The following is a 19,745-nucleotide window of genomic DNA, read 5'->3' on the forward strand; positions in this document are numbered from 1 at the left end:
TTATATCTGAATGTCTGATAAGTTATGACTGTCAGATGAGTATTCAAGATATAAGATTTCGTTATTCTTTTCAACAGCTAACTTTTTACTATCCATAAAAGTCTGCATAGGTGTTTTTCCATAGCAATATTTACCGGAATGCGGTCTTTCATTATTATAATATTCTAGCCAAATATCAAGATCTAGTTGTAGATCATCAAGATCAGTATAGATCTTTTTACGCATAGCAGTATCAAAGAATTCTTGTTTCATAGTTTTATTAAAACGTTCACACATACCATTTGTTTGAGGAGAATATGCTTTAGTAGTAGTATGCTCAATACCCTCAATGCTTAAGAACAATTCAAAAGCATGATGTTCTATATTACCTTTATACTCACCACCTCTATCAGTTAAAATACGAAGTACTGGTATTTGCTGACTCTCATACCATGGTAACACTCTATCATTAAGCATGTCAGCAGCGGTAAGTGCTGTTTTATCAGTATATAGTTTAGCCTCTGCAACCCGAGTGTAACTATCAATAAACACTTGAGAATATACCTTGCCTATGCCTTTAAAATTACCTACATAATATGTGTCTTGGCATCCTAGATAACCTGGATGCTGTGTATCAATCTCACCATGAGCTTCTTTCTCGCTACGCCGTTTCTCTAATACTTGTAACTGAGCTTCGGTAAGAACAATACCATCCTGAGCCATTTTGGCTTCTAATGCTTTAAGTCTTTTATTGATATTATTTAAATCATTACGTAGCCAAATAGATCTAACTCCTCCAGGTGATACAAGAATACCAGTCTTTTTAAGCTCATTTGATACTCGCAGCTGACCATAAGCAGGGTATTCTATTGCCATATCTAATACTGCTCTCTCTACGGCAGGATCAACTCTATTCGCTATAATTGGCTTCTTCCGACTAATCTCATATAATGCTTCTTCTCCTCCTGTTTCATATAACTCTTTAAACCTATAATAACTGTCTCTACTGTAACCCATAGCTTTATATGCTGACGATATACTACCAAGACTCCTAGCTAATTCTAGTAATCCTATTTTTGGCTTTATTATTTTTTGATTTAGATTCATCTCTAATCCTCCATTTAATATTATCTTAATTTTACTAAATGTAAGATTAAATCTCAACTATTACACTATCCGTTGAGTGTATTTTTTACTGATAATATGCTTTTTAGGGTCTAATAACCTAGCATAACTCCCCCATCCATCTGTATAGTAAAAAGTCACCTTGAAATTCTCTAGTTTTTTCAGTAATGATTCTAATGTGCTATCACATCTTGTACCAAACGTATAAGCAACTACTTTTAACGAAATCTTATCCAAGGCATACCAAAGCCATCGTTGTCTGGATTTATTCTGTACATAAGACCATTGTTCATCTATCTCAGGAGCAATAATTACTTCTGTTGTACTGATAGAATGATTTATTGTTTTTTAATACTAGATTTTTTTAAAACACGGATAACTGTATTGATACCCACTTTTAATACTCTTACTGTATCTCTAACTCCAGAGCCGTTGATTGACATTTCTACTATTTGCTCCTTAACTCCAGGCTTAGATGCATTATTAATATACTCCAATTGAAAATATCGATTACACCGCTTGCATTGATATCTCTGTTGTTTTGAAATTGAATATCCTGACTTTATTACTTCTTCTGTGTTGTTACAATATCTACACTTAACATCTATTTTTGCCATAACTCCTTAACTATAATTCTCTCTTATTACTGTTTGAGGATTATAGACTATTTACTCTAAACTGCAATACGGAGGCACGACCCTGTTTAAGTTGCTCCCATTTATACTTTTCCGGTTTACCATATCCATTTGTAGCTTCTTCTAAGGTATCAGCCTGATATAAAAAAGGAACACTATCTTTTGATAATCTCACATCTACTTCTATTCCTTCTACGTAGCTCATTAAAGCATTTTGTACTGCTTCTACGCTATTACCTTGAAATTTTTCAGAAGTTAAGGATTTATGAGCAATATATTTAGGAAAATAAGTAATGGTAGGCGAAGTAACTAAAGCGGTAGGTGTATACAGAGGTTCAATATTAAGATAAATAGCTAAAATAATACTGCCCAAAAATATTATATATTTTATTATTTTTTTACTTTCATAATATAAAAATAATTAAAAAGGAAATTGTGTTTTTAATAAGTTGCATAAAATCGTTTTTATAGCTATATTAAAAGCCGTTTCTATAATTAAATCAATAACAAAATTATGTCGCAAAAATTAGGTTTCTGGGCGGTTTTTGCCTTAGTAACCGGCAGTCAAATCGGTACTAGCGTTTTTATATTACCGCTAAGTTTAGCACCGTTCGGTATATATAGCATTTGGGGTTGGGTACTTTCATTATTCGGTGCTATGAGTATAGCCCTTGTATTCTCATCCTTATGTGCAAAATTTCCTAAAACAGGCGGTCCGCACGTTTATGTACGAGAGAGTTTCGGGGATAAAATAGCCTTCTTCACCGGCTTCACTTACTGGGTTATATCCTTTGTCAGTACAAGTATAGTTGTCATTTCGGCAATAGGTTATCTAACGCCTTTTTTTCAATCACAAGCGGTTTTAGATTTAATATTACAGATAATATTATTAGGTGTTATTACGGTTTTAAATTTAAAAGGTCCTGAAGTAGCAGGAAAAGCAGAGTTTTATTTGACTCTCTTAAAATTCGTTCCGTTGCTTGTAGTGGGCTTATGTGCATTATCTCATTTTAATATAGATAATATAACTATAGCTGAAGAAGTAGAGAGTTTAAGCATTCCAACCATTATGGGAAGAGCTGCACTTCTTACTTTTTGGGGATTTATCGGTGTTGAGTGTGCCACTACCACGGCAGGAGCGGTAAAAGATCCAGCACAAACCATTCCAAAAGCCATAATAGTTGGAACTTTCTGCGTGGCGGTGTTATATATTATCAATAGCATAGGTATAATGGGATTAATCACTGCTTCTGAACTTATTAGCTCTAAAGCTCCTTATGCCGATGCCGCTACATTATTATTCGGGGGTAAATGGTCAAGCGTAATCACGATTATAGCCTCGATTATATGTATAGGTACGCTCAATGCTTGGGTGCTAACTAGCGGACAGATAGCTCTTGGGCTTGCAGAAGACGGATTATTACCGAAATTCTTTGCTAAGAAAAATAGCAACAACGCTCCAACTAACGGAATTATTGTAAGCTGCCTTGGAATTGTGCCGTTATTAATCTTTACGGCAAATGATAATTTTGCCACACAGATTACGCAAATAATAGATTTCTCGGCGACAACATTCTTATTCGTCTATCTAATTTGTAGCTTAGCTTTCCTAAAGGTAATTTTTAACTCAAAAGAAAAATTTTCTTATTATTATTTACTTATAGCCATAATATCGATTATCTTTTGTGTATGGGTTATCTATGAAACACCTATTAAAACTCTGATTATAGCTAGCTCCTTTACTATGCTCGGTATTCCTTTATATTATGGATGGTATAAACGTCATTCCAGTCTATGAGCAGCAACATTGCATAGCTTGTTTATGTCATTCCCGCAAAAGCGGGAATCTAGAAAAAAGCGAGATAAATCGAGCTTTTAATTTTAAAAACTTGTTGTATATGCGCATTTTAATTACTGGATTCCCGCTTCCGCGGGAATGACATCGAACTAGGAATGACATAAGGGCTATAAACATGACAAAAACCCGCATTAATCTACTTAGAAGCTTATTCACAGAATGTGATATAGACGGTTATATAATTCCGTCTAACGATAAATATATGAGCGAATATGTACCTGCGTATGCTAAAAGGCTTGAATATATAACAGGTTTTACCGGTTCAAACGGTATGGCTATTATATGTAAAGATACAGCATTGTTTTTTACCGACGGACGTTATTTAGAGCAGGCAGCAAGAGAACTTGATCCTACAATATTTCAGATTTTTGACTTAAAAGAGATATCTAAGTTTGGTAAAGATATAAAAATAGGTTACGATCCTGAATTATTTACTTATCCCGCCATATCAAATTTAAACTTCAATTTTCAGAAGATTAACGGAAATTTAATTGATAAAATTTGGCATAATCAGCCATCAGAGCCAAACTCTAAAGTTTATTTACATGATATTAAATTTGCAGGCGTTAGTCATATTGATAAAATAAGTAAATGTCGAGAAGTTGCATTGTCATCCCGCGGCTTGACCTCGGGGTCTAGTAATTATAATGAGCAATGTGCCTTAGTTATTCTCGATAGCTCTTCCATATGTTGGTTACTAAATTTGCGGGCTAGTGACGTTGCTTATACACCTTTAATGTTTGCAAAAGTAATCATTACGTCTACAAAATTATATCTATTTATCGATACTACAAGAATCGATGCCGAAATTATTAATGCACGTCCTGAAATAACAATTTTACCGGAAGAAGAATTTGAAAATATTTTAAAGAGTCATGACGATATTTTGATTGATGATATTATAGCCTCTCTGCATATAATGGACTTAATAGCTGATAAAAAAGTACAAAAAATTACCGATCCATGCTTAACGCTTAAAGCGTGTAAGAACGATGTAGAAATTAAGCATGCAATCGATTTTCATATTAAAGATGCAGTAGCTTTATGTGAGTTTTTTGCTGAGTTAGAGGAAAGTACTCGTCATTGCGAGAAGACGCAAAGCGCCGACGAAACAATCTCAGGAGAATATGATGAGATTGCCACGCAGTCTTCGACTGCTCGCAATGACGAACATTCTATAGGTTTAAAGCTTACGGAGCAACGAGCCAAACAAGAAGACTATGTTTCTGATAGTTTTCCTGCTATTTGCGGATTTCAGGAAAATAGTGCCATTATTCATTATAGAGCTGCTCCTGAAAATGCTAAAAAAATTATAGGGCAGGGGATATTACTGATTGATTCCGGTGGTCAGTACCAAGGTGCTACTACCGATATAACAAGGACAATCGTGATAGGTACGCCGACTGAGGAGCAGAAAAAGCGTTATACGCAAGTACTTAAAGGACATATTGCTTTAGCTAACGCCAAATTCCCAAAAAATATCATCGCAGGAGCTAATCTTGATATACTAGCTCGGCAATATTTATGGCAAGAAATGTTAGATTATCCGCACGGTACAGGGCATGGAGTAGGGAGTTTCTTAAGCGTTCATGAAGGACCACAAAGCATAAATCTTCGTAATAAAACAATACTTAAAGCAGGTATGATCTTATCTAATGAACCGGGTTTTTATATTTCTGGAAAATACGGAATTAGAATAGAAAATTTAATGTATGTAAAAGAAAATAGCGGATGGCTTGAATTTGAAACCTTAAGCCTAGTACCTTATGCTAGTAAATTGATTGATACGAAACTACTTAATATTGATGAAATAAATTATATTAAGGAATATTATAACAAAATTAGAGCTAAAATTTATGATTTATTATCCACGCAAGCAAGGAATTGGCTTAATAACGAAATAAATTTATTTTTGTAATAGTTGAGATTTAATCTTACATTTAGTAAAATTAAGATAATATTAAATGGAGGATTAGAGATGAATCTAAATCAAAAAATAATAAAGCCAAAAATAGGATTACTAGAATTAGCTAGGAGTCTTGGTAGTATATCGTCAGCATATAAAGCTATGGGTTACAGTAGAGACAGTTATTATAGGTTTAAAGAGTTATATGAAACAGGAGGAGAAGAAGCATTATATGAGATTAGTCGGAAGAAGCCAATTATAGCGAATAGAGTTGATCCTGCCGTAGAGAGAGCAGTATTAGATATGGCAATAGAATACCCCGCTTATGGTCAGCTGCGAGTATCAAATGAGCTTAAAAAGACTGGTATTCTTGTATCACCTGGAGGAGTTAGATCTATTTGGCTACGTAATGATTTAAATAATATCAATAAAAGACTTAAAGCATTAGAAGCCAAAATGGCTCAGGATGGTATTGTTCTTACCGAAGCTCAGTTACAAGTATTAGAGAAACGGCGTAGCGAGAAAGAAGCTCATGGTGAGATTGATACACAGCATCCAGGTTATCTAGGATGCCAAGACACATATTATGTAGGTAATTTTAAAGGCATAGACAAGGTATATTCTCAAGTGTTTATTGATAGTTACACTCGGGTTGCAGAGGCTAAACTATATACTGATAAAACAGCACTTACCGCTGCTGACATGCTTAATGATAGAGTGTTACCATGGTATGAGAGTCAGCAAATACCAGTACTTCGTATTTTAACTGATAGAGGTGGTGAGTATAAAGGTAATATAGAACATCATGCTTTTGAATTGTTCTTAAGCATTGAGGGTATTGAGCATACTACTACTAAAGCATATTCTCCTCAAACAAATGGTATGTGTGAACGTTTTAATAAAACTATGAAACAAGAATTCTTTGATACTGCTATGCGTAAAAAGATCTATACTGATCTTGATGATCTACAACTAGATCTTGATATTTGGCTAGAATATTATAATAATGAAAGACCGCATTCCGGTAAATATTGCTATGGAAAAACACCTATGCAGACTTTTATGGATAGTAAAAAGTTAGCTGTTGAAAAGAATAACGAAATCTTATATCTTGAATACTCATCTGACAGTCATAACTTATCAGACATTCAGATATAATTTTTATAATGTCTGTAAGATTAAATCTTGACTTCTACAAATAATTATTGTAATTTAATTATTGTAATTGACGTTTCTGCTATTTATTGGTATAAAGTCCATATACTCGTTTAATTTGAAAAATTGACCATGTTATCTTTTGCTGATAATCCTCACGTACTAATTCTTCATTATTTTCTACATTGGGACGTCGCCAAGTGGTAAGGCAACGGTTTTTGGTATCGTCATTCGGAGGTTCGAATCCTCCCGTCCCAGCCATATGAAAGTACTCTTTCCGAGGTATTTAACCCAACGTCAAGAATACTCTTTAATTATTACTAAAAGCAATAATATTTTATCCTTAGTTTGCCAAAAGGTAGGGGAAATATTTAAATTTAAAATGGGCTTGGTTAACTCTTATAATTGTTCTATAATCTATATTATGGAAAATTATCCGCTCTGCTAAACTTTCGCTTGTCACGATTCAGGTGTAGAAGTCAAGATTTAATCTCACAGACATTATAAAAATTATATCTGAATGTCTGATAAGTTATGACTGTCAGATGAGTATTCAAGATATAAGATTTCGTTATTCTTTTCAACAGCTAACTTTTTACTATCCATAAAAGTCTGCATAGGTGTTTTTCCATAGCAATATTTACCGGAATGCGGTCTTTCATTATTATAATATTCTAGCCAAATATCAAGATCTAGTTGTAGATCATCAAGATCAGTATAGATCTTTTTACGCATAGCAGTATCAAAGAATTCTTGTTTCATAGTTTTATTAAAACGTTCACACATACCATTTGTTTGAGGAGAATATGCTTTAGTAGAGTTTAGCCTCTGCAACCCGAGTGTAACTATCAATAAACACTTGAGAATATACCTTGCCTATGCCTTTAAAATTACCTACATAATATGTGTCTTGGCATCCTAGATAACCTGGATGCTGTGTATCAATCTCACCATGAGCTTCTTTCTCGCTACGCCGTTTCTCTAATACTTGTAACTGAGCTTCGGTAAGAACAATACCATCCTGAGCCATTTTGGCTTCTAATGCTTTAAGTCTTTTATTGATATTATTTAAATCATTACGTAGCCAAATAGATCTAACTCCTCCAGGTGATACAAGAATACCAGTCTTTTTAAGCTCATTTGATACTCGCAGCTGACCATAAGCGGGGTATTCTATTGCCATATCTAATACTGCTCTCTCTACGGCAGGATCAACTCTATTCGCTATAATTGGCTTCTTCCGACTAATCTCATATAATGCTTCTTCTCCTCCTGTTTCATATAACTCTTTAAACCTATAATAACTGTCTCTACTGTAACCCATAGCTTTATATGCTGACGATATACTACCAAGACTCCTAGCTAATTCTAGTAATCCTATTTTTGGCTTTATTATTTTTTGATTTAGATTCATCTCTAATCCTCCATTTAATATTATCTTAATTTTACTAAATGTAAGATTAAATCTCAACTATTACAATTCAGGGTCCAATCAGGGTCCAAATATAATGCTTGAAATTCTTTAGCTATTTCAAGAGCTAACGTAGTTTTACCTTTAATAAACGAAGAAGATATACCTCTAAATGACCGTTATATTGAGTTGATTTAGTGGTGGTGCATTCGATTGGATTTGAACCAACGACCTTTGCCTTCGGAGGGCAATGCTCTATCCAGCTGAGCTACGAATGCAAATGTTGTCATTTCGTCATTGCAAGCGACTAGAAGCCTTGTTGCATGGCTCGGTTTTCCGCTATTAGCGAGAAAGCATTACCCACAAAACCGTCATTCCTGCAAGACCTTGTTGCGTAGATATAAAAAAAAGTAGCTGCGAACTAAGAAAAGTAGTAAATCGACAAAAAACTTAACCACAAGTATGTATGTCAAAGCTACAAAAAGTTTGCAACTGGAAAGAATATAACAGAAGTTTAAAGAAAAGAGGAACAATAATTTTCACATTTTGTGAAGAATATTTAAAAGAGTTATATTATGGAGGGGAACAGAGGCAAGGAGGAGCGAGAAGATATAATAGCAAGATGTATGAATATTTGCTAACAATTAAGCTGTTATTAAGATTGCCATGGCGAGCAACAAGCGGATTTGCAGAAGGAATGTTTAGCAAAATATTTGCGGGTAAGGATTTAAGAATACCGGATTATGCCCATGCATCAAGAATCGCTAGTAAGCTAAAGTTACGAGTAAAAAATATTGGAGTACAAGAGAAAGGTTCAGGGAAAGAGATAGTATTTGATAGTACCGGAGTAAATGTATATAGCACCATGGAATTAGAGAATTTAGAGAATATGTATATAGCACCATGGAATTGAATATAAAATTTTAATCTCCACGCAAATGACGAACGCCTACGCGGGAATGACGAGTTAGTAAATTGTGTAATAGTTGAGATTTAATCTTACATTTAGTAAAATTAAGATAATATTAAATGGAGGATTAGAGATGAATCTAAATCAAAAAATAATAAAGCCAAAAATAGGATTACTAGAATTAGCTAGGAGTCTTGGTAGTATATCGTCAGCATGTAAAGCTATGGGTTACAGTAGAGACAGTTATTATAGGTTTAAAGAGTTATATGAAACAGGAGGAGAAGAAGCATTATATGAGATTAGTCGGAAGAAGCCAATTATAGCGAATAGAGTTGATCCTGCCGTAGAGAGAGCAGTATTAGATATGGCAATAGAATACCCCGCTTATGGTCAGCTGCGAGTATCAAATGAGCTTAAAAAGACTGGTATTCTTGTATCACCTGGAGGAGTTAGATCTATTTGGCTACGTAATGATTTAAATAATATCAATAAAAGACTTAAAGCATTAGAAGCCAAAATGGCTCAGGATGGTATTGTTCTTACCGAAGCTCAGTTACAAGTATTAGAGAAACGGCGTAGCGAGAAAGAAGCTCATGGTGAGATTGATACACAGCATCCAGGTTATCTAGGATGCCAAGACACATATTATGTAGGTAATTTTAAAGGCATAGGCAAGGTATATTCTCAAGTGTTTATTGATAGTTACACTCGGGTTGCAGAGGCTAAACTATATACTGATAAAACAGCACTTACCGCTGCTGACATGCTTAATGATAGAGTGTTACCATGGTATGAGAGTCAGCAAATACCAGTACTTCGTATTTTAACTGATAGAGGTGGTGGGTATAAAGGTAATATAGAACATCATGCTTTTGAATTGTTCTTAAGCATTGAGGGTATTGAGCATACTACTACTAAAGCATATTCTCCTCAAACAAATGGTATGTGTGAACGTTTTAATAAAACTATGAAACAAGAATTCTTTGATACTGCTATGCGTAAAAAGATCTATACTGATCTTGATGATCTACAACTAGATCTTGATATTTGGCTAGAATATTATAATCATGAAAGACCGCATCTTATATCTTGAATACTCATCTGACAGTCATAACTTATCAGACATACAGATATAATTTTTATAATGTCTGTAAGATTAAATCTTGACTTCTACAGGCATCGTAAATCACAAAGGCATCGTAACAATAAACTGAGTCTTATCCTGTTTATCGTTTTCTGCCCAAATTTTTCCGGCGTGCAGTTCTATTACTTTCCTACAGAGAGCAAGCCCTACTCCTCTACCTCCTGCCGGTGTACGTGTTTTAGAGCTTACGACAAATACGCCGAATATACTCTGCAATTCCTCTTTCAGCACTCCTACTCCATCGTCTTTTATACTGAATACAATGCTGTCTTTCTGCTTTTGCAAATCAATTTTTATTATTCCCTCACTACAATAGCTAATAGCGTTAATTATTAGATTATCGAATGTGTGTTTAATATAATGAGGATCACAGTTAAATATTATATTCTCTTCAATATCAGATACAAAATTTAAGGTTTTGCCATTTAGATATAGTTTTTTACATACTTGAATTCTTTCGTGCAGTACTTCGCTTAAGTTTATATCTTCTTTATTTAATTCATAATTAAGACTGGATAATTTTGAAAAATCTAGAATATTATTTATCAAGCTATTTAATCTAATGGAGCTTTTAGCTATAATCTCTACAGCACTACGACGCTGATCTTCATTAAATTTATCATAATTAGCCCATAAGGTTTCACCAAGGCTAATAATACCGGTTAGCGGTGTATTGATTTCATGGTTTATATTACGTAAGAACTCATGTTTCAAATCAAGTAACTTCTCCAATTCCTGCTCTCTATAATTAACTCTATTACCTAAATGAGTATTTTTTAGATTAACTAATCTTTCTTGCTCCTGCCTTGGTTTTAAGAATACTATTAAAAGGCTACTAAATAAGGTTAGGAAATATATTACTTTGAATTGAAAACTATCTATGCTAATTAATAACTGCTCATCCATAAAATATTTATAAAACTCTATACTAGCACACACGCCTGTAACGGTCATAAGTAAAGTAGCTTGCCACCTGAATATAGTTGCAATTATAAGTAAGTTAATTATCGAACACATTAATTGCAACTGATCAAAACTATTTGATATAACAAGTAAACTACCGAAAAATATTAATATAACGAAAGTAGCAACAAACCAAGATAAAGATATAATATAATTCTTTTTAAATTTTAAAGACCATAAAGGATAAGTGATTAATATTGCAGCAGTGATAAGGGTGGTATGGTAAATAATATTATATATCTCCAAATGGTTCATTATTTTACTACCCGATGTGGTATATAAAGATGAGAACATCGATATTAAAATAAATATACCGACATAACTATAAGTAATTTCTTGATTTGGTAGAGTGCTTTCCCAATATTTAAAGATGTTAAAATTCTTAAGATCACGAAATAAAGTCAAAAATTTTCTTTTTCTCTCTTGCTTGATTATTTTAACGGCTAGCGGCTCTTTTAAAGAATTAAACCCTCCTGGTTGTTTTAAAATATAATGGCTTCCAAGGAAAAAGAGTAAATTTACTATAGTTGCGGGCAATATCGGATAAATACCTAAAACCGCTCTTAAAGAAAATACTTGCCACAATATAATAGTTAATATTGCAGCAATCATACCGATAAAAAAACTTTTGGCACTTGATTTAAAACCGTATATTAACAAAATTAACGGCAAAGTGATTAGCGGCAAATAGATACTAGTCAATAATAGAAATAGATTTATTAAATCTTTCGTATAGAGTGATATAATAAAACCTATTAATCCTATAGTGATTGCCGTTACATAATTACTATTTAGAGAAGCCTTTTTAATTATGTCATTAGTAAAAGTTACCGCTACAACGTTAATATAAGTGTTGGTACTTGAGATTATCATTGCCATAATAACACCGACAATTAACCCCTTAAATCCTATATAACTTTTAATAATCCGTAAAAACAATTCATTAGTGTTAACACTTGGATCTTGAGATAGTAATAATATTACAATCCAAATAAATAAGGCGGATAAACAAAGACAAATAATTGACGAAATAAAAAATGTTTTTGATATTTGCTTTGTGTCTTTTGCCATCAATATTCTTTGAAAAATTGAAGGACCAAGCGACGGAATCGCAAAATATATAAAAATATTTAAAGAAATCCAAAATTTAGGACTAGTATAGTGAAACAAACCTTGTAAATCAGCTAGACGAGTCTGTACGTTTGAGTCTATAACTATATGCGGATCGCTAAAAACGTTCCATACGACAATTCCTATTACCGGAATAATTGCACTATAGGTAAAAAACTGTACGGCTTCGGTAAAAGTAACCGATTTTACACCGCCAAAAGCAGAATAGCTTATTATTACGGTGGCAATACATAAATCTATGTAAAAATTTGAAATATTAAAGAATAGCTGTAATATTAAACTTGCTACGTGGAATTGCATGGCAATCCTACCTATAGACATTAATATACTAACTATCGACGTAAGAATACGAACTTTGTTACCGTAAGCCTCCCCTATTATTTCCGCTGCTGATAAACTACCCAAAAAATTCTCAAAACGAGGAGCTATAAAGTAACTAATTAATAACCAACTAACGACGCTCCCGAATATACTAGGTAATAAGTAAAATAGCCCGTCCGTATATATTCTTGAATTATCGATTAAAAAAGTACTAGTACCGATCCAAGTAGCAATAAGAGTTGCGACTATCGTACCTGTAGAAAAATTCCTTTTTCCTATCGCATATTCGCGAATGTTTTTTATATTTTTGATATTTAGAAGTCCAACTAGCAAATTAATTGCTAAAAAGCTAGTAAAAATGAGGAGATCTATATTTGGCATAGAGTTAAGTTATAGGGATTTTCTATATTTGGCATAGAGTTAAGTTATAGGGATTTTCTATGCAAATAATAATAAAAATAAAACAAGTAGCAATAAGAGTTGCGACTATCGTACCTGTAGAAAAATTCCTTTTTCCTATCGCATATTCGCGAATGTTTTTTATATTTTTGATATTTAGAAGTCCAACTAGCAAATTAATTGCTAAAAAGCTAGTAAAAATGAGGAGATCTATATTTGGCATAGAGTTAAGTTATAGGGATTTTCTATATTTGGCATAGAGTTAAGTTATAGGGATTTTCTATGCAAATAATAATAAAAATAAAAAAAGAAACAAACAATATTTTTGTAGATATATGTCATTCCCGCGTGAATCCGTCATTGCGAGGAAATGACGTAAGTAATTGACGAAGCAATCTCAGGAGGTTTGGCGAGATTGCCACGCAGGCATACATGCCGGCTCGCAATGACGTTCAAAACAAGCCATTGCAGTAAGGCTATAACAAGACAAGGGTCGTGCCTCCGTATTGCAGTTTAGAGTAAATAGTCTATAATCCTCAAACAGTAATAAGAGAGAATTATAGTTAAGGAGTTATGGCAAAAATAGATGTTAAGTGTAGATATTGTAACAACACAGAAGAAGTAATAAAGTCAGGATATTCAATTTCAAAACAACAGAGATATCAATGCAAGCGGTGTAATCGATATTTTCAATTGGAGTATATTAATAATGCATCTAAGCCTGGAGTTAAGGAGCAAATAGTAGAAATGTCAATCAACGGCTCTGGAGTTAGAGATACAGTAAGAGTATTAAAAGTGGGTATCAATACAGTTATCCGTGTTTTAAAAAAATCTAGTATTAAAAAACAATAAATCATTCTATCAGTACAACAGAAGTAATTATTGCTCCTGAGATAGATGAACAATGGTCTTATGTACAGAATAAATCCAGACAACGATGGCTTTGGTATGTAATAGTTGAGATTTAATCTTACATTTAGTAAAATTAAGATAATATTAAATGGAGGATTAGAGATGAATCTAAATCAAAAAATAATAAAGCCAAAAATAGGATTACTAGAATTAGCTAGGAGTCTTGGTAGTATATCGTCAGCATATAAAGCTATGGGTTACAGTAGAGACAGTTATTATAGGTTTAAAGAGTTATATGAAACAGGAGGAGAAGAAGCATTATATGAGATTAGTCGGAAGAAGCCAATTATAGCGAATAGAGTTGATCCTGCCGTAGAGAGAGCAGTATTAGATATGGCAATAGAATACCCCGCTTATGGTCAGCTGCGAGTATCAAATGAGCTTAAAAAGACTGGTATTCTTGTATCACCTGGAGGAGTTAGATCTATTTGGCTACGTAATGATTTAAATAATATCAATAAAAGACTTAAAGCATTAGAAGCCAAAATGGCTCAGGATGGTATTGTTCTTACCGAAGCTCAGTTACAAGTATTAGAGAAACGGCGTAGCGAGAAAGAAGCTCATGGTGAGATTGATACACAGCATCCAGGTTATCTAGGATGCCAAGACACATATTATGTAGGTAATTTTAAAGGCATAGACAAGGTATATTCTCAAGTGTTTATTGATAGTTACACTCGGGTTGCAGAGGCTAAACTATATACTGATAAAACAGCACTTACCGCTGCTGACATGCTTAATGATAGAGTGTTACCATGGTATGAGAGTCAGCAAATACCAGTACTTCGTATTTTAACTGATAGAGGTGGTGAGTATAAAGGTAATATAGAACATCATGCTTTTGAATTGTTCTTAAGCATTGAGGGTATTGAGCATACTACTACTAAAGCATATTCTCCTCAAACAAATGGTATGTGTGAACGTTTTAATAAAACTATGAAACAAGAATTCTTTGATACTGCTATGCGTAAAAAGATCTATACTGATCTTGATGATCTACAACTAGATCTTGATATTTGGCTAGAATATTATAATAATGAAAGACCGCATTCCGGTAAATATTGCTATGGAAAAACACCTATGCAGACTTTTATGGATAGTAAAAAGTTAGCTGTTGAAAAGAATAACGAAATCTTATATCTTGAATACTCATCTGACAGTCATAACTTATCAGACATTCAGATATAATTTTTATAATGTCTGTAAGATTAAATCTTGACTTCTACACATTATAACAGGCATCGTAATCAACTATAGCTGTTTTTTCTCTTCTAATACATCTGCTACGGTTTTATTACCAACCATCTGGATACTTGGATCAAACGGCGGCTTATTTTCTTTATTTAATAATGCTTTTAAAGTTAGAAGTTTTGGAGTATTAGCATTCACTTTTGAATTATTTAAAAATAATCTATGGCTAGGCGTCGCTGCATCTTGAGTACATTGACTATTTACATTACCACCGATTTTTATTAAAGTTTCTACGATTTTAGTAGCGTTATAGTCACTATACCAATCAAGTGGTGTTCTACCACTCTTATCAGAGAAATTTACATCAGGTTTTGTATACATATTGTTTATACATTTTTCTAAGAATTCGGCTCCAAATTCACCAAGCCATGCTATGGTATTAGAATTCAATTGATCCATAATGTTAGGATTAAATCCTTGTTGTTTTACTATTTTTTCTATTATAGGCTCCGCTAAAGATTTTAGCTCTTTAAAATTGTTGATTAACAATGTTTTTTCTTGACCGGATGCTTTTGAAATATCTTGTTTAATAGACCATATTATATTACCAAGCGTAGCAATCATATTATTACCGCCGGTAGAATTTACAAGATTACAATTTTCTAATGTTTTTTCTGCTAATTCCTTTACATTTTTTATTAAAGTTTTAAACCTGCTTGAGCTAAATATTTATGACCGTTATCGGGTATTTTAGATATTGTATTTTGTATTTGTAAAGTACCGTTAGCTAATAAATTTAATATATTATTTGTTACAAGCGAAGGGTTAGCTCCAAATTTTAGCAAATTTTCAACTATTTTATAATATTTATCCATTTGAGTTTGAAATAAACTTATATTTTGATTACTCGGATTATTAGTAATAAGCTGATATTTATTTCAATATGTATTTACATAAATATTTATTGCAGAATATAAAGCGGTATGATTATCTTGACCAAGATCGTTAATATCTAAACCTAACGACTTTAATTTTTCGGTTTGGTCTTTACGGAAATCATCCGAAATATGCGGCTCCATAGCAACACGGAAAAAATTATGAATTTTTGCTTTTTCAGCTGCAACAAATTTATCCATTATTTGAGAATTATTATGAAATACATCCATTACCTTAGAGCTATTACTCCAAATTCCCCACTCAAGTATAGTATTACCAGCTCTGTCTTTCTTACCCCAATTTTAGTTTCAGGGATGGAGATCATTTTGCTTAATATCTGTACAGCAGTATTTTCTAAAGCATTTTTAACGTTCTGATCTTGTTGTTGAGGTATTAAATTACAAAGAGTTTCAAAAATATTAAGATTGTTGTTAACATTATTGACATTATCTTTATTTAAAGCCGTTGGTACAGACATTATATCTTGTATACGTCCGGTATTAAGTAATTCACAAGGTGTACGTGTATCAGGAATATTAATATCAAGACTTATTTGTTTAAATTTTTCGATTTGCTCGTTTTGGAACGTAGAGGCAAGATGGTTTGATTTTAAAACACGTGTAAAATTTTGCATTTGTGCTTTTTCAATTGCTATAAACTTCGTTGTTGTATATGCAGAACCGCTCCAAATACCCCATTCAAGTATAGTATTACCGGCTCCATCTTTCTTACCCCAATTAGTTTCAGGGATGGAGATCATTTTTCCTAATGTTTGTATTGCAGTATTTTCTAAAATATTCTTAACATTCTTATCTTGCTGTTGAGGTATTAAATTGCAAAGAGTTTCAAAAATATTAAGGCTGTTGTTAAGCTCATTAACATTAGTTCCATTTAAAAACTGCGGTATATATTGTATATTTCCTGAAGTTAACAATTGGAAAGTTGTAGTCATAAAAGTATCCAATTTATATTATTTTTTATAAAAAATACCATGAAATATGGTTCGCATCTAGTTGTAATATATATAATACGTGAAAACTTAATGGGTCTCAAGTAATTATTAAAAAATTAATTATTATTTAATACCAAGGTGCGAGAGATAAGTTTATTTTAATTCCTTTAACTGTGATATCAGATTTTTTACAGGCAAGATATTTTTCTTCTCTAATTAAGGCGATAGCTTTATTACGGTAACTTGAACATATTACACCGATTTTTTCATTACTTGCTAGTATATCTTCATCTTTAACTAATAAAGATAAATCGTCATCTGCTGTAATTTTATATATCTTTCTTCTTATAACCCCTTGATATTTAGCTCTTGAAATGACTTCCTGACCGACATAACAGCCTTTGTCAAAACTAATTGCCTTTAACTTCTCAGCACCGTACATATTTGGAATGGATTTATCTGTGATTAAATCTTCCACACCGTCTATTATTGCGAAATTATATTTATCTTCGAGGTATAAGGAAGCTGGATTCTCGCTTCCGCAGAGAGATGTTGTTGCGCAGTTCTCCAAACCGTCATTGCGAGTGACCATAGGGAATGTGACAATCTCAGGAATTTTGTCCGAGATTGCTTCGTCGACGCCTATGGCGTCTTCTCGCAATGACAAAAAAGATGACACGATTGAGCGAAAACCGAGCATAGGATATCTCGGATCACGAAACGTAACTAGCGTGTCTATATCTAATTTTTGATGTGAATAGACAATTTTATACTCTTCGCTAAAATTTATTATTTGTATTTTTGAGCGAAATTTATAGAAGTTTAAATGCTCTATCAAAGCAGCTTTATTACTTTTATCAATATCAAGGTAAATTTCCTCAAGGTTATGAACATACACGAAAAAATCAAATAAATATCTTCCTTGATTATTAAGCAAATAGGTATAACAGTAGCTGCTCTTACAAATATCGTTAGTAATGAGATTTTGTAGGAACTTTACCGAATCTAAACCTATTATTTTGATAATCTCTCTATTACTTAATATTTCATACATAATTATAATATTATTGACTTTATAGGTGCCTAACTACTATACTCTAAATTTATATAAATTAAACTTAATAATCATGAGATGTTCATCTTACTGCACTTCTTCCGAATATAAGATGAGTGATCTAGTTACTAATTTAAAAAAGATTGGTCTTGAGCCTCAGCATTTTGACGATGTTTTATATATTCGGAAAGAGATAAATAAAGACTCTGATTTTATAGAGATATTTTTCTTTCCGTTTGGCTGTGTAACTATTTGGGGCGGCGATGAAATTCAAGAAAAAATAGTTTTAAACGATACTGATTTAGTAACAGTTAATAAGCTTAAAGAGCCGGTATCTGATTATATTTATTTTGAATATAATACAGAAGCCCCGAAAACATTTATTGACGAAGAAAAAAATAAAATAATCTTAGCAGATAAATCAGTTTTTGTTAAACTTTCTATTTCTCATGCTCTTGCACAATCGGTTAAACTTAGCGTTCTTGAGCAATCCGTTAGTAACTTGATTGTTCAGACCACTCCTATTCAGCAGGAACTAGCTAGAACCGGCAGCGTATCGCTTTCAAAAAAGGAGATATTACAGCAAATAGGTATATTATTTAACGAGCGTTATTCAATCAGTTTGCATAGCGACATATTCGATACTCCGGAATTCTTTTGGCGTCGTCCGAGCTATGAGCCTCTATATCTGATGACGGCAGAGTTTCAAGACATAGAAATACGGCAAAATATAATGAATCATCGGCTTAATATGATTCACGAGCTTTTAGACATTCTTTCAAATGACCTTAATTATAAACATTCTACCAAACTTGAGTGGATTATTATTATTTTAATCGGTCTTGAAGTTGTCTTGTCGTTATCTCATACTAATCTTTTCTTAAAAATTATCGGAGCTTTATAAATAGCTTCTATGCAAATTATCGATAATCAAAAAACATTAGAAGAATTTTGTAACAGGTTAGCAAATAAGACGTGCTTAAGCATAGATACGGAATTTGAGCGTCGCTATACCTATTATGCTCAGCTTAGTATAATTCAAGTTAAAGCAGAAGAATATTGCGGAATAATTGATGCATTAAGCAACTTAGATCTGAATATTTTTAATAAGTTACTTGCAGATAATAATATTACTAAAATATTTCATGCTCCTCGGGAAGATTTAGAGATTTTCTATAATTTATTTAAAACCCTACCTTCTAATGTTTTTGATATACAAATTGCAGCAAATATTTGCGGATTCGGTAAACAGCTAAGCTATGATGACCTTTGTTATAAGTTAATTGGTATTACTATCGATAAAACCCACCAAAAATCTAACTGGCTAAAACGCCCTATCACTAGTGATATGTTAAATTATGCAATGTTAGATGTGGAGTATTTGTATAAGATATATAAAGAGCTAAATAATATAATTATTAGAAATAATTTAACTAATAAATACCAAACTACTCTTAGTTCTTTATTAGACGTTAGAAATTATAAGGTTGAGCCGAAAAATGCGTGGAAAAAAATAAAATATAGAAGTGATGATGAGAGTTTTAACCGTAAAATTCAAGCGCTTGCAGCTTATCGTGAAGAGAATGCACAAACTATAAATATTCCTCGTAAGCATTTTATTTTAAATGAAGATTTAATAAAGCTTAGTAAATGCCCGCCATTGCATCACAAGGATTTTAAAAATCTAAATTTAAAAAGCAAATATTTACATAAACAAAAATATAAAGATGAAATAATAAGTTTGTGTAATAACTTATAAGAAA

At 32.6% G+C, this 19,745-nt stretch carries 19 protein-coding genes, 2 tRNA genes and 2 pseudogenes; 11 read left to right on the plus strand and 12 right to left on the minus strand.

The window, feature by feature from the left end; translation table 11 throughout:
- The 4 genes from AC0ODJ_RS05530 to AC0ODJ_RS05545 are packed head-to-tail and all read right to left on the minus strand — an operon-like array spanning position 1 to position 2,112.
- A complete protein-coding gene (locus tag AC0ODJ_RS05530; RefSeq protein ID WP_121834048.1) occupies positions 1-1,086 on the minus strand; it encodes an IS481 family transposase in 1,086 nt (361 codons plus the stop codon).
- Between the two features lie 60 nt (positions 1,087-1,146).
- Positions 1,147-1,446: an IS1 family transposase gene (locus AC0ODJ_RS05535; protein ID WP_474465786.1), complete on the minus strand. Its 300-nt coding sequence runs from the start codon at positions 1,444-1,446 to the stop codon at positions 1,147-1,149.
- Positions 1,443-1,721: an IS1-like element transposase gene (locus AC0ODJ_RS05540; RefSeq protein ID WP_474464641.1), complete on the minus strand. Its 279-nt coding sequence runs from the start codon at positions 1,719-1,721 to the stop codon at positions 1,443-1,445. The genes AC0ODJ_RS05535 and AC0ODJ_RS05540 overlap by 4 nt, the downstream gene beginning before the upstream one ends.
- 40 nt (positions 1,722-1,761) lie before the next feature.
- Positions 1,762-2,112, minus strand: a complete 351-nt coding sequence (locus AC0ODJ_RS05545; protein WP_474465281.1) for a glycerophosphodiester phosphodiesterase family protein — start codon at positions 2,110-2,112, stop codon at positions 1,762-1,764.
- 141 nt (positions 2,113-2,253) lie between these two features.
- Here AC0ODJ_RS05545 and AC0ODJ_RS05550 point away from each other — a divergent pair, with 141 nt between their 5' ends.
- The 4 genes from AC0ODJ_RS05550 (at position 2,254) to AC0ODJ_RS05565 (ending at position 6,919) form a co-directional block, all read left to right on the plus strand.
- Positions 2,254-3,537, plus strand: coding sequence for an APC family permease (locus AC0ODJ_RS05550; RefSeq protein ID WP_218460300.1), 1,284 nt, complete (start codon positions 2,254-2,256; stop codon positions 3,535-3,537).
- A 175-nt stretch (positions 3,538-3,712) separates the two neighbouring features.
- Positions 3,713-5,515 carry an aminopeptidase P family protein gene (locus AC0ODJ_RS05555; RefSeq protein WP_218460299.1) on the plus strand — a complete coding sequence of 601 codons (1,803 nt, stop codon included), beginning with the start codon at positions 3,713-3,715 and terminating at the stop codon, positions 5,513-5,515.
- Positions 5,516-5,575: 60 nt separating this feature from the next.
- Complete coding sequence (locus AC0ODJ_RS05560; protein WP_474465620.1) at positions 5,576-6,661, plus strand: IS481 family transposase; 1,086 nt, start codon at positions 5,576-5,578, stop codon at positions 6,659-6,661.
- A 183-nt stretch (positions 6,662-6,844) separates the two neighbouring features.
- A tRNA-Gln gene (locus tag AC0ODJ_RS05565) sits at positions 6,845-6,919 on the plus strand.
- 249 nt (positions 6,920-7,168) lie between these two features.
- Here the strand turns inward: AC0ODJ_RS05565 and AC0ODJ_RS05570 are convergent.
- Positions 7,169-8,072 (minus strand): annotated as a pseudogene (locus tag AC0ODJ_RS05570) (integrase core domain-containing protein).
- A gap of 198 nt (positions 8,073-8,270) precedes the next feature.
- Positions 8,271-8,347: transfer RNA gene (locus tag AC0ODJ_RS05575), tRNA-Arg, on the minus strand.
- A gap of 188 nt (positions 8,348-8,535) precedes the next feature.
- Between AC0ODJ_RS05575 and AC0ODJ_RS05580 the strand changes: the two genes are divergently transcribed.
- Both AC0ODJ_RS05580 and AC0ODJ_RS05585 read left to right on the plus strand, forming a co-directional pair.
- On the plus strand, positions 8,536-8,982 hold the full coding sequence (locus tag AC0ODJ_RS05580) for a transposase (protein ID WP_474465286.1): 447 nt from the start codon (positions 8,536-8,538) through the stop codon (positions 8,980-8,982).
- Positions 8,983-9,112: 130 nt separating this feature from the next.
- Positions 9,113-10,115: pseudogene (locus tag AC0ODJ_RS05585) on the plus strand (IS481 family transposase).
- 50 nt (positions 10,116-10,165) lie between these two features.
- On the opposite strand, the gene AC0ODJ_RS05590 reads toward AC0ODJ_RS05585, so the two are convergent.
- Positions 10,166-12,919, minus strand: a complete 2,754-nt coding sequence (locus tag AC0ODJ_RS05590) for a sodium:solute symporter family transporter (RefSeq protein ID WP_474465288.1) — start codon at positions 12,917-12,919, stop codon at positions 10,166-10,168.
- A 591-nt stretch (positions 12,920-13,510) separates the two neighbouring features.
- Here AC0ODJ_RS05590 and AC0ODJ_RS05595 point away from each other — a divergent pair.
- Genes AC0ODJ_RS05595 through AC0ODJ_RS05605 form a run of 3 tightly spaced genes read left to right on the plus strand, consistent with a single transcriptional unit; the run spans position 13,511 to position 15,037 of the window.
- Positions 13,511-13,789 (plus strand): IS1-like element transposase, encoded by a 279-nt coding sequence (locus tag AC0ODJ_RS05595; protein ID WP_474464641.1) that lies wholly within the window; start codon positions 13,511-13,513, stop codon positions 13,787-13,789.
- Positions 13,790-13,818: 29 nt separating this feature from the next.
- On the plus strand, positions 13,819-13,905 hold the full coding sequence (locus tag AC0ODJ_RS05600; protein ID WP_474465789.1) for an IS1 family transposase: 87 nt from the start codon (positions 13,819-13,821) through the stop codon (positions 13,903-13,905).
- A gap of 46 nt (positions 13,906-13,951) precedes the next feature.
- Positions 13,952-15,037, plus strand: a complete 1,086-nt coding sequence (locus AC0ODJ_RS05605; RefSeq protein WP_474465620.1) for an IS481 family transposase — start codon at positions 13,952-13,954, stop codon at positions 15,035-15,037.
- A 63-nt stretch (positions 15,038-15,100) separates the two neighbouring features.
- Here the strand turns inward: AC0ODJ_RS05605 and AC0ODJ_RS05610 are convergent, their stop codons facing one another.
- The 5 genes from AC0ODJ_RS05610 to ygfZ form a co-directional block, all read right to left on the minus strand.
- Complete coding sequence (locus AC0ODJ_RS05610; RefSeq protein ID WP_256621156.1) at positions 15,101-15,664, minus strand: hypothetical protein; 564 nt, start codon at positions 15,662-15,664, stop codon at positions 15,101-15,103.
- 74 nt (positions 15,665-15,738) lie between these two features.
- Positions 15,739-15,915 (minus strand): hypothetical protein, encoded by a 177-nt coding sequence (locus AC0ODJ_RS05615; RefSeq protein WP_256621155.1) that lies wholly within the window; start codon positions 15,913-15,915, stop codon positions 15,739-15,741.
- Between the two features lie 63 nt (positions 15,916-15,978).
- Positions 15,979-16,176, minus strand: a complete 198-nt coding sequence (locus AC0ODJ_RS05620) for a hypothetical protein (RefSeq protein WP_218459804.1) — start codon at positions 16,174-16,176, stop codon at positions 15,979-15,981.
- A gap of 29 nt (positions 16,177-16,205) precedes the next feature.
- Entirely contained in the window at positions 16,206-16,940 is a 735-nt protein-coding gene (locus AC0ODJ_RS05625; RefSeq protein ID WP_474465297.1) for a hypothetical protein, read from the minus strand.
- 115 nt (positions 16,941-17,055) lie between these two features.
- A complete protein-coding gene (gene ygfZ / locus AC0ODJ_RS05630; protein WP_218459802.1) occupies positions 17,056-17,982 on the minus strand; it encodes a CAF17-like 4Fe-4S cluster assembly/insertion protein YgfZ in 927 nt (308 codons plus the stop codon).
- 112 nt (positions 17,983-18,094) lie between these two features.
- Here ygfZ and AC0ODJ_RS05635 point away from each other — a divergent pair, with 112 nt between their 5' ends.
- Together AC0ODJ_RS05635 and AC0ODJ_RS05640 are read left to right on the plus strand one after the other, a co-directional pair.
- The gene (locus AC0ODJ_RS05635; RefSeq protein WP_218459801.1) at positions 18,095-18,886 is read left to right on the plus strand and encodes an RMD1 family protein; all 792 of its coding nucleotides are present in this window, start codon (positions 18,095-18,097) and stop codon (positions 18,884-18,886) included.
- A 9-nt stretch (positions 18,887-18,895) separates the two neighbouring features.
- The gene (locus AC0ODJ_RS05640) at positions 18,896-19,741 is read left to right on the plus strand and encodes a ribonuclease D (protein WP_218459799.1); all 846 of its coding nucleotides are present in this window, start codon (positions 18,896-18,898) and stop codon (positions 19,739-19,741) included.
- Positions 19,742-19,745 lie beyond the last annotated feature (4 nt).

This window comes from Rickettsia senegalensis, assembly GCF_056135685.1.

Excerpts from the sequence above, each read along its gene's own strand:
- AC0ODJ_RS05530 (WP_121834048.1), bottom strand. The coding sequence starts at position 1,086 with ATGAATCTAAATCAAAAAATAATAAAGCCAAAAATAGGATTACTAGAA.
- AC0ODJ_RS05540 (WP_474464641.1), bottom strand. The coding sequence starts at position 1,721 with ATGGCAAAAATAGATGTTAAGTGTAGATATTGTAACAACACAGAAGAA.
- AC0ODJ_RS05550 (WP_218460300.1), top strand. The coding sequence starts at position 2,254 with ATGTCGCAAAAATTAGGTTTCTGGGCGGTTTTTGCCTTAGTAACCGGC.
- AC0ODJ_RS05555 (WP_218460299.1), top strand. The coding sequence starts at position 3,713 with ATGACAAAAACCCGCATTAATCTACTTAGAAGCTTATTCACAGAATGT.
- AC0ODJ_RS05560 (WP_474465620.1), top strand. The coding sequence starts at position 5,576 with ATGAATCTAAATCAAAAAATAATAAAGCCAAAAATAGGATTACTAGAA.
- AC0ODJ_RS05580 (WP_474465286.1), top strand. The coding sequence starts at position 8,536 with ATGTCAAAGCTACAAAAAGTTTGCAACTGGAAAGAATATAACAGAAGT.
- AC0ODJ_RS05590 (WP_474465288.1), bottom strand. The coding sequence starts at position 12,919 with ATGCCAAATATAGATCTCCTCATTTTTACTAGCTTTTTAGCAATTAAT.
- AC0ODJ_RS05595 (WP_474464641.1), top strand. The coding sequence starts at position 13,511 with ATGGCAAAAATAGATGTTAAGTGTAGATATTGTAACAACACAGAAGAA.
- AC0ODJ_RS05605 (WP_474465620.1), top strand. The coding sequence starts at position 13,952 with ATGAATCTAAATCAAAAAATAATAAAGCCAAAAATAGGATTACTAGAA.
- AC0ODJ_RS05610 (WP_256621156.1), bottom strand. The coding sequence starts at position 15,664 with ATGATTGCTACGCTTGGTAATATAATATGGTCTATTAAACAAGATATT.
- AC0ODJ_RS05615 (WP_256621155.1), bottom strand. The coding sequence starts at position 15,915 with ATGGATAAATATTATAAAATAGTTGAAAATTTGCTAAAATTTGGAGCT.
- AC0ODJ_RS05620 (WP_218459804.1), bottom strand. The coding sequence starts at position 16,176 with ATGGATAAATTTGTTGCAGCTGAAAAAGCAAAAATTCATAATTTTTTC.
- ygfZ (WP_218459802.1), bottom strand. The coding sequence starts at position 17,982 with ATGTATGAAATATTAAGTAATAGAGAGATTATCAAAATAATAGGTTTA.
- AC0ODJ_RS05635 (WP_218459801.1), top strand. The coding sequence starts at position 18,095 with ATGAGTGATCTAGTTACTAATTTAAAAAAGATTGGTCTTGAGCCTCAG.
- AC0ODJ_RS05640 (WP_218459799.1), top strand. The coding sequence starts at position 18,896 with ATGCAAATTATCGATAATCAAAAAACATTAGAAGAATTTTGTAACAGG.